Source organism: Shewanella sp. GD03713 (assembly GCF_029843705.1).
GTDB lineage: Bacteria > Pseudomonadota > Gammaproteobacteria > Enterobacterales > Shewanellaceae > Shewanella.
The window spans coordinates 2,333,374-2,349,417 of the sequence record NZ_JAOCIW010000001.1 but is presented as its reverse complement, the minus strand read 5'-3'; the positions used below and the strand labels follow the sequence as shown (position 1 = coordinate 2,349,417).

The window sequence follows — 16,044 nt, the reverse complement described above, 5'->3', positions numbered from 1 at the left end:
CCAATTACAGGATCTCAATGGGTAAGCGAGGGATATCATGGGCACAAATCTAGCATTAGCCTTAGTGAAGAAATGCATTTTCGCCCTCTCTTGGCTGGTGCCAAGAAACGCCAACAAGGCGGTATTGGGCTGCTACAAGAACCGTTTTGCTGACAATAGCAAATACCTGTTTTTGCATTGGCAGCAGACGCACTTTATGCAAACCATTTGGATAAGCGGCGATAAAGCCCTTATCCATGCCCTCAGGCAACAAGGCTATACCGCCCATTCGCGCTGGAGCCTGCTGGGCATTTACCATGCGCTCACGGCCAAATATTATGTGTACAATAGTTATATTGGCGATATTAATCAGTGGCTTGCAGCAGGCGCGATTCGTATCAATCTCTGGCATGGCTCGCCACTTAAAAAAATCGAGTTTGATATCACCACAGGGCCATTGGCCCCCAAGTATCAAACCCAGTCCCTTTGGCAAGCTGGGCTGCAGGCGCTGCGTTATCATCAGGAATATGTCCGTCCGAGTTTGATGCTAAGCCCAAGCCCATTGGTCGGTCAGAGTTTCCAACGCGCCTTTCGGTTAAAAGAAGATTCCCTGCTATCAAGTACTAATCCGCGCACCGATTACTATCTGCGTTACCCAGAGCAACGCCAAACGTTGCCCTTAAAGGCGGATGCGACGGCCTATCGCCGAGTGATTCTCTACGCCCCTTCTTGGCGGGATGCCCTATGGCAAAATAGTCAGAATGTAGCTTCACATTCGACCCCAGATTTAACGGGAGGTCATAGCGATTCGCCCTACCAAGCCGCCTTTGACTGGCAAAGCCTGTCCCAACATTTAGTCGATACCGATACCTTGTTACTGTTACGCCTGCATCCCAATGAACGCCACTACGCAGCGCAGTTTTGTGCCTATCCCAATGTACTCGATATCAGCGATTGGGACGATGTTTATGGGATTTTGCATCGTGTCGACCTGCTGATCACCGATTATTCGTCGTTATTTATCGATGTACTGCCACTTGAGATCCCTGTCCTCTTCTACCGTTTTGACCATGAGCAGTATCTCAACCAAAGCCGTGATTGCTACGATATAGGTCAAGATCCGCTCAGTATTGGCCAGGTCGCCTATCAATTCGATGACTTATTGGCATTGCTGCAGGAGATGAGTCACCTTAACGCCAAACCCCAGCCCTGCGAGGCCTACCAACAATTACAGTGTTTGTATTGGTCGCAGCACGCTTCGGGTTTATCTGCGGATAGCTTAGCGACTGATGGTTTGTCTATTGATGGTGCATCTATGGTTGGTATATCTATGAATGAAAGGCATGATGATAGTTTTGCACGCTTAGAGCGGCATTTGCGCCAAGGGCAAACTCAATCGTTTAAGTTTGCCTTTGGCACTAATATTAAGCCTCAAATATGAAAGTTCAGATATAAAGGCTCTGGTTTAAAGCCATTTATAAGAAGGTGTCTTTAAACCAATCCCAGATCCCGAGTGAGGTTTCGGGTAGTAAATCGATACCGAGCGCCGATTTGAGCAGATATAACAGCAAGAGGCCGAACAAGGTACACAGCAAGATAAAGGCAATAAAGAACAGGCTAAACATAACCAAGGAGAAGCGTTTTTCTCGGCGTGTATAAACGCGTCTGTTTTTGCCTAAAAGGAATACATAATAAAAGCGCCATTTAATAAAAGGCAGCGCAAACGTACCTCGGTTATCAATAAAGTGTTTACCCCAAGTTCTATCCCCCAAGGCAACACGTATCCCCATTAATTGTTCTTTTGTATAACTGTCGGCAATGTGTGGCGGTAATTTGGCCAATAACTTGAGAATGGTCGGATCCTGTTTAATCTGTTCTACCGTTTCTTGATCCCATGGCTCAAATTCATTCATGCCCTATTTCAACCCGATATTGATTGTTTCTGAACAGATTATAGTCAACAAATTAAGCCGTTTAGAGATATCTCCATCAATCATTCGGTGGATATTCCCGCGCTATTCAGCTCAGGTTAACCGCGATGAAGCTATCATAACGCTAGAAATTTACGCATAGATTAAGTTTTAAAAGCGATTATTTTCATCAGGTTATAGAAAATACCGATCTTTTTTGAAATTTTTTTCAAAAAGATTAACCCTTTTTTGCTGCAACTGCGTTTACAAAGATAGGAATACAGCAAATGATGGTACAACTATCTGTGCTAGGCCTTATCAACATCACTAGGAGACTATTATGAAATTGACTCACATATTTAACACTGCGGCACTTCCCCTTGCCTTTGCATTACTGTCTTTTAATGCCGCAGCAGTGAGCCCACCACATCCAACGGGATTAAATGCACCTATGATCAGTGTCGCGAGTTTTAACCATAAAAATTATGCCGAGCAAGAAGCCACGAAAATGTTTCCTGCACCTGAGGCGGGTATGGTGCAACATATTTTGACCTTACCTAAACTCGAAAATGAAGACGATTACATGGTTGAAATCCAAATTGGCCAGACCCAATTAGTCGACTGTAATAAGCATGGTTTGAACGGCGAGTTAAAAGAACTCTCGGTTAAGGGATGGGGTTATAGCTATTATCAAGTGTCTGAAGTCTCAGAAGGCCCAAGCACTATGATGGCCTGTTTAGAGATGGCAAAAAAAGAAGCCTTTGTCCGCATTCCAGGTGAACTTAAAATGCGTTACGACAGCCGTTTGCCTAAGGTATTTTATCTACCAGAAGGCACAGAGCTGCGCTTTAGAACCTGGAAAGTCGATTCAACTTATCACTACGCTAAATAAACGTGCATCAATATAAGTTGTTTATTTAAAGGTATTACTGCGGTGATATAAAGGGCATATCTCACAAGATATGCCCTTTTTTTATCAGCAAGGTGCGTCGGCTAACTGCGCTAATTTAGCTTTAATTTCTGCATATCTGAGGTGTTCGCAGCGACCAAAACCCGATAATTTCCGTACTTGTAGGCGAGTAAACAGCGGTAATGTCATGCCGGCCAAAAACCGGCATTGAGTATCTAAGGATAATGAAGCTAAACCTTTCGACTCCGCCGTACGCGCCAATTCATGTAAATCGGCCTTAAGCTGCGCATCATCAGGCCACTTTGGCACTTCGGAATACGCCAATTTAGCCATTTGACCACGGCATACACTGCAATGACCACAGGATTGAGGCGCTGCATTATCATCAAAATAGCGGGCCAAATTGTAATTTAAGCAAGTTGTTAGCTCAAAAAATCGCACTAACTGGGCAATACGGGCGACTTCTTTCGTCTCTTTGTCGGTAAAGTATTGATGGAGTTCGTCGGCTAAATGCCCCTGCGCTAACACCTCAGTATTCACTTGATAGACATCCGTCACTCGCTTAGCTTCCAATTCGATAAGCTGTTGACTGGCAAGATATTCTAACGCCGCTAATACTCGAGTACGTTCCGCACCTGTGGCTTGGTAAAGCGCGGAAAAATCTAAACTGCCCCATACTCGTTTCATCTGAGTATGGGTAAAGATGTCATTTAAAAATGCCTGACGCTCGGGGGAAAACTGGCTCAAGATCTGCGCCTGTGGCTCAATAAAACGGTAACTGATATCGGCGTAATAAGCATAAAGCGGCTTAATCACGCCCATCATTTCAAGCTGAACTAGCAAGGTTTTAAGGGGAAGCTGCCTGATATTACTCACATTTGATAGCTGATGAAGTTGCAGCTCCCAACGTCCGTTATGGGTTTCTTCGCGAATGTTATTAATCACAGCAGTAATACTGGCCAGTTCCGGCGTATCGCCGTAAACAAAATTTTCGACCGTGTTTATGCCATCTAAATTCGCCAAAGTCACGCAATGTGAGAGCTGGCCATCCCTTCCTGCACGGCCAATTTCTTGGCAATAATTCTCTATGGATTTAGGCAGATCGTAGTGGACCACAAAGCGAATATTGCTTTTGTCTATGCCCATTCCAAAGGCGATAGTCGCAACCACGATGCGGATCTTACCTTGCATAAAATCCTGCTGAATTTGCTGACGTTTTTCATCCTCAAACCCCGCATGATAGGCACTCGCATCAAAGCCCATTTGGCACAGTTTCGCGGCAACATCCTCCGCAGTATGCTGCAAAGTCACATACACAATCCCCGCACCAGTAAAGTGATTAAGCTGCTGTTGCAATGCCGTCAGTTTGTGTTGGCTCGCTACAGGCAAGACGGTCAAGTCGAGGTTTGAACGATAAAAGCCTGTTTGAACAATATGTTGTGGCTTGATATCGAAACGCGCCGCCATATCCAGTTTCACTTTACGTGTCGCGGTCGCCGTGAGTAACAACACCAATGGAATTGCTAATTCACGGCGATAATCGGGAAGCTTTAAATAGTCGGGGCGAAAATTATGTCCCCATTCCGAGATGCAGTGCGCTTCATCGACAACCAGCATAGAGATAGGAATTGATTGAATAAATTGCCTAAAGCGCTCATTTTTAAAACGTTCAACCGATACCATCAAGAGTTTTAACTCGCCAGAACGAGCATCACGCATGACCTGTTGGGTTAATTCAGGCGTTAAGGTTGAGTCGATACTTGCCGCTTTAATGCCCTTCTCATGCAGGAAACTCAGTTGATCTTTGATCAACGCCAGTAAGGGTGACACCACTAAGGTTAAATGGGGAAGTTGCAGAGCGGTAAATTGATAACAGAGTGATTTTCCTGAGCCGGTGGGGAAAATAGCAAGGCTCGAATGGCCCGACAACAACTGCGAGACAACCTCATGCTGCCCTTGCCTGAACCCATCAAAACCAAACTGTTGCTGTAATAAAGAAGCATAATCCGCGGCGTTCGCTGACGGTGTTATTGAATAAGACATAAACAAATCCTTATGCCACCAAAAGTGTGGAGGCGGTGGCGACCACGCAAACAGATGAATGTACTAGTGAATGCGAGTAAGCGCGTCGCTATGATTTTCTGGCTAAATATAAATTGATAAAGGCGGTGAGTTTGTCATTGAAGGCTTCTTCAAAGGCATCAACATCTTGACCTAAGGTATTGAAATACTGTGTCACTTGCACGCGAGATAAACTTTTGTTGGCGATACTGTATTCCATTTCTGGCAGTGTTTTATCGTAACGGGGCACTAGCGTCCAAGTCACCATATCGGCGGCAAAGTGCTTCATCGCTTGCTGCGCTAAGGCACAAAAAGCTTCAATATGCTCACGCCCATCGGGTCCCAAACACCCAGGCTCCACGCGGCAAAGGACGGCAACAGTTCTATGCTGTGACATGCTATTCCCTGTATAAAACTCATCAAAAATAGAAAGTTACAAAAGAGGTGGCGGAAGCGAATTAGCTATATTCGCGCTTAAGCTCTCTCTTTGAGTGTATGTGCCCCCCGTAAGAAGTCACGTACGCTAAGGTTAAAAATCACACACGAATATTTTAAACCTGACTCTCGTCTTCAACCATGGCAGCTACGGCCGCGGCATGTTCCGATAATAACGTATCGAGCGCTTGATCAAAACTGTCCAAACGTTCGAGTTCCATATAACGCTTCAAACGTAAAATAATATCTTTACTGACTTCGATGTGGGATTTCTTTTGGCGCTTTTTAATTTGTGAAAGTTCTTTTCGCACCATGCGCCAGCCCAAATCACTGAAATATTGATTAAGCATTCGATTTACAGATTGTAGTTGTTGGTCAACGGGCTGATTTTTTTTGCGCAGTTGAACCAGTAAATTTAAATTAGCAATTAATTCGGTATAACTGGATTGAGACTGATTTAACTGAAACCACTCTGCCCGCTCAGTGACACTTTCGGGATGAACCATGCGATAAATTAACGGCAAGGCAAACACTAATTCAGATTTATCTAACAGTAATAATTTTCGGCCCGCGGTGGGCGCGGCATGATGATATTCCCATAGCGTGTTTGTCGTCATTGGTATCGTTTTAGACTTTCTAATAATGGTTTATGAATAGACTCATGATACCGACAAACAGTATAGATTAAAAGAATGGTTACACCATTTTATAAGTTCATTTTTACAGCACAAGGTTAAACGCGCCACTTCACAAACAAACGAGATGGAGCTCGCACTTCTCTTGTCCTCTAATCCCCTGTTTTAGCATGGCTAAATCGATATCAGTTTTACATCAGCAAATCATAAGTTAAATTTATATTCTACTTTTCAACCTTATAAAATGGTTAAACCATCTTTTAAAAATGCAGCTACTCCCCTACAAAGTTAACCGACTAGCAAAATAAATGCAGGTTGTTTTCTCGCCAAATTTAACTCGCACAGCTGTAATTGACGAAATAACAACCAATTAACCAAGTTCATCTTTATCGCTTATTAATCTGTTATCTGAGCCCACCTTATACATTTAATTCGTATTGAGCCCACCTTGCCTACTCGTCCATCTTAAATGGTGCTTTCTTTTTAACCGATACGATTAATTAAAATACAAATAACTGCTCTACCAGTGATAATGACGATTATCACTGGTAGATAAAGGCTGCTTTTACGTATAATTGCGCCAGTTTTATCGGCCGTAAAATACTCCCATGTCTAAATCGATTATCCATTATTCCACTGGTGGAAGTGCTCCTAGCCGTTCCTCTGGCATAGCATCGAATTTCACATCAAGTGATAAACAAATAGATACGCCATTTTTTGAGGAAAGCTCACTGCCCCAATCGGTCCACAGTGATTTTTTTAACGCGGCCGCCGAAACAGAATACGAAATCTCCATCAATACCCGTCGGGTTTATCGGACCAGCTTTGGCCTATTTGAGCAATATTGCGCGACGCATCAGCTGCAGTCCTTACCCGCCGATCCGCGCAGTATTATTTCTTTTATCGGTCATCAAAAAGAATTGCTCCAAGCAAGCAGTGGGACTCAGCTTTCAAAGCAAACCTTAACAACTCGGCTTGCCGCCATCCGTTACTATCATATTCAAGCAGGATTTCCATCCCCCACCGAACACCCACTGGTGATCCGTGTGATGCGCGGCCTGAGTCGTAATCACCATAGGCAAGTCCAAGATTATGATCAGCAACCAATCATGTACGATGAGGTTGAACTATTGATCCAAGCGATAGAGCAACAGCCCCATCCACTGCTGCGCTCAAGGGACAAAGCCATTATTCAACTTGGACTGCAAGGCGGATTTCGCCGCTCAGAATTGGCCAATTTAAAAGTACAATATTTAAGTTTTATGCGGGACAAATTAAAAGTACGGCTGCCATTTTCTAAAAGTAATCAGCAGGGATTAAGGGAATGGAAGAATTTACCCGACTCTGAACCCTTTGCCGCCTATAATGCTGTCAAAGACTGGTTAAATGAAAGTAAAATTACCGAAGGTCATTTATTTCGCTCAATTTCACGAGATGGAAAAACCTTAAGACCTTATCAAGTTAGCGATAATGTTACATCTAAATCATCACTCATCCGAAATAGTGGATTCTTAAACGGTGACGATATTTATCGGATCATTAAGCAATATTGTCTAAAGGCAGGATTACCGGCGCAATATTATGGCGCCCACAGTTTGCGCAGTGGATGCGTTACACAACTACATGAAAATAATAAAGATACCTTGTACATCATGGCAAGAACAGGACATACAGATCCACGCTCATTACGCCATTACCTCAAGCCAAAAGAAGATTAACCACAGTATTATCACTTAATTAACAACACTGTTTTCAGTATTTGTTTTGAGAATATTTTTATTTTTAAGTTATTTTTAATAAACAAGAAAAATTATTATATTGCAGTATTACTGTCATATAAACTCAGCTTTAGTGTCATATTGCTACTTTAGGCTTAGGTTCGAAATTTAATTCATCGAACTAGCTGGAGTAAAATATGAGCAAGGCCACCTTTGACCCGACACTTTATAATAAAAGTAATAACGAACCTTTTAATCAAGTGTTGGATAAACATTTATCCCGCCGTAATTTTGTTAAAAGTGGATTAGGCCTAGGTGCGATGACCGCCTTCGCAGGCATGGGATTAGTGGGTTGTGGTTCGGACAATTCCCCTGCCCCAACACCTATCGATCCCGTGCCGCCACTGCCACCGACTCAAAGTAGCGCCAAATTAAACTTCACATCCGTCGCTGGCGCTCGCTTGGATGCGGTTGTGGTACCCGAAGGTTACAGCGCACAAGTACTCGCCCCTTGGGGAACACCATTAAATTCTAAGGCTGCGCCTTGGAAAGCCGATGGCAGCAATACCGCCGATGACCAAGCAAACTCCGTCGGTATGCACCATGATGGTATGCATTTCTTCCCATTGAATGATGCAGGCGATGACGGTTTACTCTGTATCAACCATGAATATATAGATGAGATAGCCCTGCATCCGAATGGCCCAACCGTGGATGAAACCACTGGATTACGGACCATTATCGATGAGATCCGTAAGGAAATTAATGCCCACGGTGTGTCGGTGGTTAGAATTAAACTCGTTAATAATCAATGGGAAGTTGTTTACAACGACAGCCATAACCGCCGCTTTACCGGCGCAACTGTGATGGACATAGCCGGCCCCCTCGCCTATTCACCGCTACTCGAAACCCGTTACTCGCCCGATGGCAGTCAGGCTCGTGGCACCTTAAATAACTGTGGTAATGGTTACACGCCTTGGGGCACCTATTTGACCTGCGAAGAAAACTGGCCGGGTTACTTTGCCAACCGTGGCACTTTAGCCGCCGATCAAGCCCGCATCGGGATCAGCAAAAGCAGCACTCGCTATGGCTGGGATGATTTAGCGGGTCACGCAGAAGAACGTCTCGATGAATTCGCACGTTTTGATGTCACGCCTAAGGGCAATAGTGCACAAGATGATTATCGCAACGAGGCTAATGGCCACGGTTATATCGTTGAAATTGACCCCTACAATCCAAGTTCACGCGCCATCAAACGGACTGCCCTTGGCCGCTTCCGTCACGAGGGTTGTACCTTCGGAAAATTAGTCGAAGGTAAACCTGTGGTGTTCTACTCTGGCCACGATTCTCAATTCGAATACTTATATAAATTTGTGTCAAATGCGGTGTGGGAACCACAGGATGCCAACAGCTCAAATCGCTTGCAAATGGGTGATAAGTATATGAATGAAGGAATATTATATGCCGCTAAGTTTAACGAAAATGGCGGTGGTGTCTGGTTGCCTTTAACCTTAGATAGCCAAACGACAGTCGGCAAAACCCTAGGTGATAGGTTTGCCAGTCTGGCCGAGATTATCTTAAATACCGCGGGGGCTGCAGATTTAGTCGGCGCAACACCGATGGATCGCCCTGAATGGTGCGCGGTAGATCCCTTCACAGGTTCAGCCTATTTAACCCTGACCAACAACTCTAAACGTACCGAAGCCAACCCAGCCAACCCCAGACTCAAAAACACCTTTGGACATATTATTCGTTGGGATGAAGGTGATAAAGACACTGAATTCACATGGGATATTTTTGTCTTTGGTTCACCGAGTGATGGCAATGCCGAGACCAACCTGTCGGGCTTAACGGATCTAAACCAATTTGCCAGCCCCGATGGATTGGCCTTCGACGCCCGCGGTATTTTATGGGTGCAAACCGATAATGGTGCCAAAGAAGTCGCCGAAGAAACCAACGATCAAATGCTAGCGATTGTGCCATCAACCTTAGTCGACAGTGCTAACAAGCAAGCGAGTGTGACGGCCGAAAACCAAATGGAATTGAAGCGTTTCTTTGTTGGGCCAAACGATTGTGAAGTCACAGGCTTTGCTATTAGCCCCGATTACACTTCGGTTTTTGCCAACATTCAGCATCCGGGTAACTGGCCGTATTCGAATAATGCCGCCGAAATAACGCCTGCTGGTACCGTACTGCGCCCACGTGCGGCAACGGTAGTGATCCGCAAACTCGATGGTAAAGAAGTGGCGGTCTAATCGTCATCCCCTCCAAAACCCGATAAAAATCCCCGCCATGCGGGGATTTTTTTATTCACTGACTGCACCACCACCTAGGGCTCGGTACAAGGCAATTTTGGCCAATTGCTTATCCCTTAAGATCTCGCTGTAGGCTAATTGGGCGCTAAATAATTGCCGCTGCGCATCCATTAAATCCAGCGAAGTAGCGACACCATTTTGGTAACGCAGCCGTGCAAGACGCGCATAAGCCGATGAAGATTCGACTAATTCCCTTTGCGCTTTGATGGCCTCTTGGGCACGTTTAAGATTATTCAGCGCATCGTTCACATCAAAATAAGCGGTCAACACCACATTGCGATAACTTAGCATCGACTGCTTCGCCTCTTCGGTGGCGATATCGTATTCGGCGGCAATTTTCCCACGATTAAATATCGGCGTACTAATGCCGCCAAGGAGCGACCAAGTCACTCCATTACTATCGAAAATATCCTTAAGGTGATTATTTTCCCTGCCATATTGGCCCGAAATGGTGAACTTAGGAAAAAACGCAGCCTTGGCAATACCCACTTGTGCATTGGCGGCTATCATAGCTTGCTCCGACATTTTGACATCGGGCCTTAATGTCAGTAATTCAGAGGGTACGCCTGTGCTGAGCTCATAGGGTAACCCCATATTTTCGGGTAAGCCCTGCGGGGATGGTAAAACGTAATCGTATTCACCGAGCAAGATATGCAGCTGATTTATTTTATACTTTCTTTCGTAGTCTAATGTCGGCAAGGTCACTTTCGTACTCTGCAGCTCTACTTCTGCCTGACGCACATCGAGGCCCGAAATCACGCCATTGGCATGGCGAAGCTTGGCGATATCCAGTTCCTTCTGCCGTAAGCCCACGGTGTCGATAGACACACTATAACGCTGCTCGATATCGAGCCATTCGTAATAACGGCTGGCAATGTCACTGATAAGACTGACATAGGTGAGCCTGAGCTTTTCAACCTCCGAAAGATAATCGGCCATGGCGGCCTCACTCGCCCTGCGGTTTGCCGCCCAGAGATCGAGCTCCCACGAAACAGTGCCCGCCAGATCCACAGCGGTAGTCGGGCTGGGATCCTTACTGGTTGCACCGCTATCGAGACTGCGCTCATAGCCTAGGTTCGCCGAGACTTCTGGCCAAAGCGCACTGTCGACTACTGTCATTTTTGAACGGGCGGCGAGCAGGCGCGACTGCGCCATTTGCAGATCCAGATTGTTCGCAAGCGCATGTTCAATCAAAGAAATCAGCACAGGATCTTGGTAAAAATGCCGCCAAGATAATGCCGAAACGTCCTTTACATTTCCCTGCTCGGCAGTGGTTTGAGACAAGATTTGTGCTTGATACTGACTCGGTAACGCCAGCTCGGGTCGCTGGTAATCTGGCCCCATGGCGCAACCTGCAACACTTAATGCCGTCACTAGCCCTAGATAAAGCGGCTTTACGCGCAAACGAAAACCCAACGAAATGGACTGTATCCAAGGCTGAGTCGCCCTTGATTGAGAGTCGGATAGAGTTAGGCGATTAACCACGGCTCACCTCCTCAACGGTTTCTTGATCTAGGAGTAATTCCTCTTTTGTTTTAATAGGTTGTTTAATGGTTTTCTTTTTTACCCAGCCTGCAGTCGTCACAAAGAATAGCGGCACAAACACTATACCTATGGTGGTTGCCAACACCATTCCACCCAAGATGGGTAACGAAATTGATTGCCGACTCACAGCCCCTGGCCCTTCGGATAACACCAGCGGTAACACCCCAAGAATAAACGCCATTGAGGTCATTAAAATCGGCCTAAAGCGCATGGTCGCCGCTTCGAGCGCCGCCGAAATTCGCGTACGCCCCTGCTGGTGCAACTGATTGGCAAACTCGACAATTAAAATCGCATTCTTCGCCGCCATACCGATCAAGGCGATAAAGGCCACTTGGAAGAATAAGTTACTCTGCATACCACTGATTAAGGTCGTGACCGCCGCACCTAAGAGTGCGATGGGCGCGATCAGCAATACCGCCACCGGGATACTCCAACTCTCATAGAGCGCAGCTAAAAACAGGAATACAAATAACAGGGCTAACCCAATGGCAATACCGGTTTGGTTTGCCGACTGCACCTCTTGGTAGGTAATGCCTGTCCATTCGTATTTAAACTCATCGGGCAGGATTGGCGTTGCGACCCGCTCGATGGCTTGAATAACATCGCCTGTCGCGTAGCCCGTTGCGGGCGTCACATTGATTGAAGCGCTGGAGAATAAATTGTAGTGGGTCACGGAAGACGGCCCCACCGTATAATCATACTTTGCCAACACACCAATCGGCACCATAGCGCCGCTCGATGAGCGCACATAATAATCTTTAATTTGGTGCGGGAATTGACGGTAACTCTCTTCCGCTTGGATCTTCACCCGATACACACGGCCAAAGAGGTTAAAGTCATTCACGGTTGATGAGTCGGTTAAGGTTTTGATTGTGCTGTAGATATCACCCACATTCACCCCAATCGCCATCGCCTTTGCCTCATCGACCGTCAAATGCAATTGCGGGATTGCGCTCTGCAGCGACACGCTGGCACTGGCAACTTCAGGCTGCAGCTTTAGCTGCTCGACTAATTCGTTGGCGGTTTCAATCAAGCCATCAAAATGCGTGCCTGAGGTATCTTGGAGCTGCATTTCCACCCCAGAGCCATTGCCTAAACCGGGGACGGCCGATGGCAAATACAGGTTAAACTCAGCTTCTAAGACATTTTTCAGATCCTTATCTATCGCCTTCATCACGGATTGTACCGTGGCATGACTGGCTTCGCGCTCGGCCCAAGGCTTAAGCACCACTTCAAATTGGCCGTTAGCCTGATTCGCCCCCGAGCGGCGGTTTTCCCCCGCCAGCGTAAATGAATAGGCCACGGCGGGATTGGCGCGCACATATTGCTCGGCTTTCTTTAAAATCGCCTCAGTACGATTCACCGTAGAACCATCGGGCAATGTCATATCGATAAAGAATCGACCTTGGTCCTCATCGGGCATAAAGCTGCTTGGCAAATGGGACATGATGAAATAGGTACCACCAAACATAATCGCAAAAGCTAAGTAACTGCGTTTGGCGTATTTATTGGTTAAAGCGACTAAGCCGACATATTGGTTGGTCCCCAAGTCGAGTTTGCGATTCAACCAATGGAAGAATCCCCGCTGTGGTACCTTGCTGGGTTTTAATAACAAGGCGCAGAGTGCGGGACTTAAGGTCAGAGCCACTAGAGTAGAAATCAACACCGCGACCGTAATCGCCACCGCAAACTCGCGGTACATGATGCCGGTAATCCCCGCTAAGAATGATACGGGCACGAATACCGCGCAGAGCACTAAACTGGTGGCAACCAATGCGCCCGACAATTCTTTCATCGCAATTCGAGTCGCATCGATTGCAGTCATGCCCTTCTCATGGATTAAGCGTTCCACGTTTTCTACCACCACAATGGCATCATCAACCACGATCCCGATGGCGAGAACCAAGGCGAGTAAACTCACGGTATTAATGGTAAAACCAAAGGCCAGCATGGCCGCTAAGGTTCCAATCAAGGAAACCGGTACCGCTATGGCGGGGATCAAAGTGGCGCGCACATTCTGCAGGAACAAGTACACCACCAACACCACCAGTACTAAGGCTTCGATGAGGGTGTGGATCACCTCATCGATGGATTCTTGGATAAAGATGGACGCATCATAAAACACTTCCCATTTTATCCCTTGGGGAAACTTTTGCGACAATTCGGCCATCGCCTGTTTCACCTTATGGGTCACCTCGAGGGCATTGGCGCCGGGGAGTAAGTACACCTGTAAAATGGTGGCATTTTCACCGTTTAACTGGGATTGCAACGTATAGGCGGAGGAGCCAAGTTCTACGCCGGCAATATCCCGCAGCCGGATAATCGAGCCGTCGGGATTAGCGCGCACTATGATCTCGTTAAATGCTTGCACCGAGCTTAATCTGCCCGCCACACTGATGGGCAAGGTTAAACTGATATCGTCATTATTGGGTTGAGTACCAATGGTACCTGCGGGGGATTCTTTATTTTGTGCCTTGATGGCGTTGATCACATCTGTGGTGGTTAAGCTGTACCCCGCCATGGCATCGGGTTTTAACCAAATACGCATCGCATAACTGCGTGAACCCGTGTTACGGGTGCGGCCCACGCCGGGGATCCGCCTGAGCGCCGATTCGATATTAATGGTGGCGTAATTACTCAGGTAAATCTCATCGAACCTTTCATCGTTTGAGGTTAACGCCAGTTTTAGTAATTCCACCGACGCATCTTTAGAGACAGTCACCCCTTCGGTTTGCACATCAATCGGCAGTCCACCCGAAGCTTGTTGAGCGGAGTTTTGCACATCCACCGCTGCCAAGTCCGCATTGGTACCCACATCGAAGGTAATGGTCACACTGGTACTGCCCGAGTTAGTGCTCTTGGAACTCATGTAAATCATATTCGGCACACCATTCACTTCCTGCTCAAGCGGTGTGGCGACGGATTCGGCGGCTGTGGTAGAGCTCGCACCTGGGTATGAGGCAGAAATGGTCACCTGTGGCGGCGTGATGTAAGGATACTGATCGACGGGCAGCTTAAACATCGCAATCACCCCGAGCAGCACGATAACGATAGAGATGACGCTGGCAAAAATCGGCCGATTAATAAAAAACTGCGCCATTATTTTTGCTCCTGCTTTTGCTGCTCCAAGGCTTGGCGCTTAAGTGCCTCGGCTTTTGACATCTCATCTTCCTTCTCGGCGTATTCCTTCGCGCTTAACGGCTCGGCAATTTGCCCATGGCGTACACGGTGCATGCCTTCGGTGATCACCATTTCCCCTGCCTTGAGGCCACTTTTGACCACCACACCTTCAATCCCTTGATGATCGATCACGATAAAGCGCCGCTCTACCGTGTTATTGGGCAATACCACCATCACGTATACCCCGCCCTGATCCACCTGAGTAGCCTTTTGCGGGATGACTATCGCATTGGGGATTTCGGACAGTTTAATCCGCACATTAGTATATTGGCCGGGCAACAGCTCCTTTTCAGGATTGGGCAGAATGGCCCGTACCTCAAAGGTGCCAGTGTTAGGGTTTACCTGAGGATCGGTAAAACTCACATCTCCGAGGTAGCGATATTCACTGCTATCGGGGAGCGTTATCCGCACAAATCCCGCGAGCGCCTTACCTTCAACCTCGGCTTCCTTTTTCGCCGAGTAACTGGTCAGGCGACGCTGGGCATTTAAATAATCCAGCGCCGACATATTAAAGCTGACATAAATCGGGTCGACCTGTTTGACGCGCGTTAGGAGCGATTGGCCCTTACTGCCCACGAGTGCACCAATATCGACCTCGGAGCGGCTCACCAGTCCGGCTATTGGGGCCTTAATTTCGGTATAACTCAGCTCTAATTCGGCTTCTTCCACCTCGGCGCGACTCGCGGTGAGGTTAGAACGCGCCTGCGCCAAAGTGGAGAGCGCGTTATCGTAATCGAGTTGACTGGCGGCATCCTGCTCATACAGCGGCTTTAAGCGTTTCACATCCCGCTCGGCCTTATCGAGAATCGCCTGCTGTGAGGACAGCTTGGCTTTTAAACGATTCACCACAGCTACATAGGGTTTATTATCAATCTGATACAGCAGTTCACCCGCCTTGACCGCACTGCCTTCAACAAAACGTTTTTCCTCCACAAAGCCATCGACCCGAGCCCGAACTTCTACGTCTAATGAAGCTTGGGTCACCCCAATATAATTGCCATAGAGTGGCACGGTTGCCGTGGTGACTTTTTCCACCACAACCATTTTAGGGGAGATTTTGATGTCGGGTTCTTGGCAGCCACTCACAGAGAGACAGAGCAAAACTCCACTCAGATAAAGGGAAAATGAGCTTAAGCGTGGAACAAAAAAACGAGCTGTAACAGATGGTTGAGGCATATGCGAATCCCGCACTCTAAAGACAGTGGAACCACTCGCATAGGCAAAGTGGTCTGAACAATTTTAGTCGGTTCTAGGTAACGTCCTGTGACCAATGCAAAACCAGTGTAAGACAAACGGGATAAAATTGAAATTTTAAAATCAATAAGTTCAATGATTTGTGACGGGAATGCTAAAGCG

Annotated in this window: 11 protein-coding genes; 4 read left to right on the top strand and 7 right to left on the bottom strand. The window is 46.8% G+C overall.

All coding sequences use genetic code 11. From position 1 onward, the window contains the following. Positions 1-37 precede the first annotated feature (37 nt). The gene (locus N5E87_RS10385) at positions 38-1,420 is read left to right on the top strand and encodes a CDP-glycerol glycerophosphotransferase family protein (protein WP_086904740.1); all 1,383 of its coding nucleotides are present in this window, start codon (positions 38-40) and stop codon (positions 1,418-1,420) included. A gap of 34 nt (positions 1,421-1,454) precedes the next feature. On the opposite strand, the gene N5E87_RS10380 is transcribed toward N5E87_RS10385, so the two are convergent. After that, on the bottom strand, positions 1,455-1,892 hold the full coding sequence (locus N5E87_RS10380; protein ID WP_086904739.1) for a hypothetical protein: 438 nt from the start codon (positions 1,890-1,892) through the stop codon (positions 1,455-1,457). A 337-nt stretch (positions 1,893-2,229) separates the two neighbouring features. Here N5E87_RS10380 and eco point away from each other — a divergent pair, with 337 nt between their 5' ends. Then, complete coding sequence (eco, locus tag N5E87_RS10375; RefSeq protein ID WP_086904738.1) at positions 2,230-2,781, top strand: serine protease inhibitor ecotin; 552 nt, start codon at positions 2,230-2,232, stop codon at positions 2,779-2,781. A gap of 84 nt (positions 2,782-2,865) precedes the next feature. On the opposite strand, the gene N5E87_RS10370 is transcribed toward eco, so the two are convergent. The 3 genes from N5E87_RS10370 to N5E87_RS10360 all read right to left on the bottom strand — a co-directional run bounded on the left by N5E87_RS10370 (position 2,866) and on the right by N5E87_RS10360 (position 5,912). Beyond that, a complete protein-coding gene (locus tag N5E87_RS10370) occupies positions 2,866-4,842 on the bottom strand; it encodes a RecQ family ATP-dependent DNA helicase (RefSeq protein WP_086904737.1) in 1,977 nt (658 codons plus the stop codon). Between the two features lie 88 nt (positions 4,843-4,930). Continuing rightward, the gene (locus tag N5E87_RS10365; RefSeq protein ID WP_086904736.1) at positions 4,931-5,257 is read right to left on the bottom strand and encodes a hypothetical protein; all 327 of its coding nucleotides are present in this window, start codon (positions 5,255-5,257) and stop codon (positions 4,931-4,933) included. A gap of 154 nt (positions 5,258-5,411) precedes the next feature. Further along, positions 5,412-5,912: a hypothetical protein gene (locus N5E87_RS10360; protein ID WP_086904735.1), complete on the bottom strand. Its 501-nt coding sequence runs from the start codon at positions 5,910-5,912 to the stop codon at positions 5,412-5,414. 626 nt (positions 5,913-6,538) lie between these two features. Here N5E87_RS10360 and N5E87_RS10355 point away from each other — a divergent pair. Beyond that, positions 6,539-7,648 (top strand): tyrosine-type recombinase/integrase, encoded by a 1,110-nt coding sequence (locus N5E87_RS10355; protein ID WP_086904734.1) that lies wholly within the window; start codon positions 6,539-6,541, stop codon positions 7,646-7,648. A gap of 197 nt (positions 7,649-7,845) precedes the next feature. Further along, positions 7,846-9,903: a PhoX family phosphatase gene (locus N5E87_RS10350; protein WP_086904733.1), complete on the top strand. Its 2,058-nt coding sequence runs from the start codon at positions 7,846-7,848 to the stop codon at positions 9,901-9,903. A gap of 51 nt (positions 9,904-9,954) precedes the next feature. Here the strand turns inward: N5E87_RS10350 and N5E87_RS10345 are convergent, their stop codons facing one another. Genes N5E87_RS10345 through N5E87_RS10335 form a run of 3 tightly spaced genes read right to left on the bottom strand, consistent with a single transcriptional unit; the run spans position 9,955 to position 15,864 of the window. Next, positions 9,955-11,448: an efflux transporter outer membrane subunit gene (locus N5E87_RS10345; RefSeq protein WP_279775314.1), complete on the bottom strand. Its 1,494-nt coding sequence runs from the start codon at positions 11,446-11,448 to the stop codon at positions 9,955-9,957. Beyond that, on the bottom strand, positions 11,441-14,608 hold the full coding sequence (locus N5E87_RS10340) for a multidrug efflux RND transporter permease subunit (RefSeq protein WP_086903954.1): 3,168 nt from the start codon (positions 14,606-14,608) through the stop codon (positions 11,441-11,443). Before N5E87_RS10340 ends, N5E87_RS10345 begins: the two co-directional genes overlap by 8 nt. After that, complete coding sequence (locus N5E87_RS10335; RefSeq protein WP_086903955.1) at positions 14,608-15,864, bottom strand: efflux RND transporter periplasmic adaptor subunit; 1,257 nt, start codon at positions 15,862-15,864, stop codon at positions 14,608-14,610. Before N5E87_RS10335 ends, N5E87_RS10340 begins: the two co-directional genes overlap by 1 nt. Between the last annotated feature and the right edge of the window lie 180 nt (positions 15,865-16,044).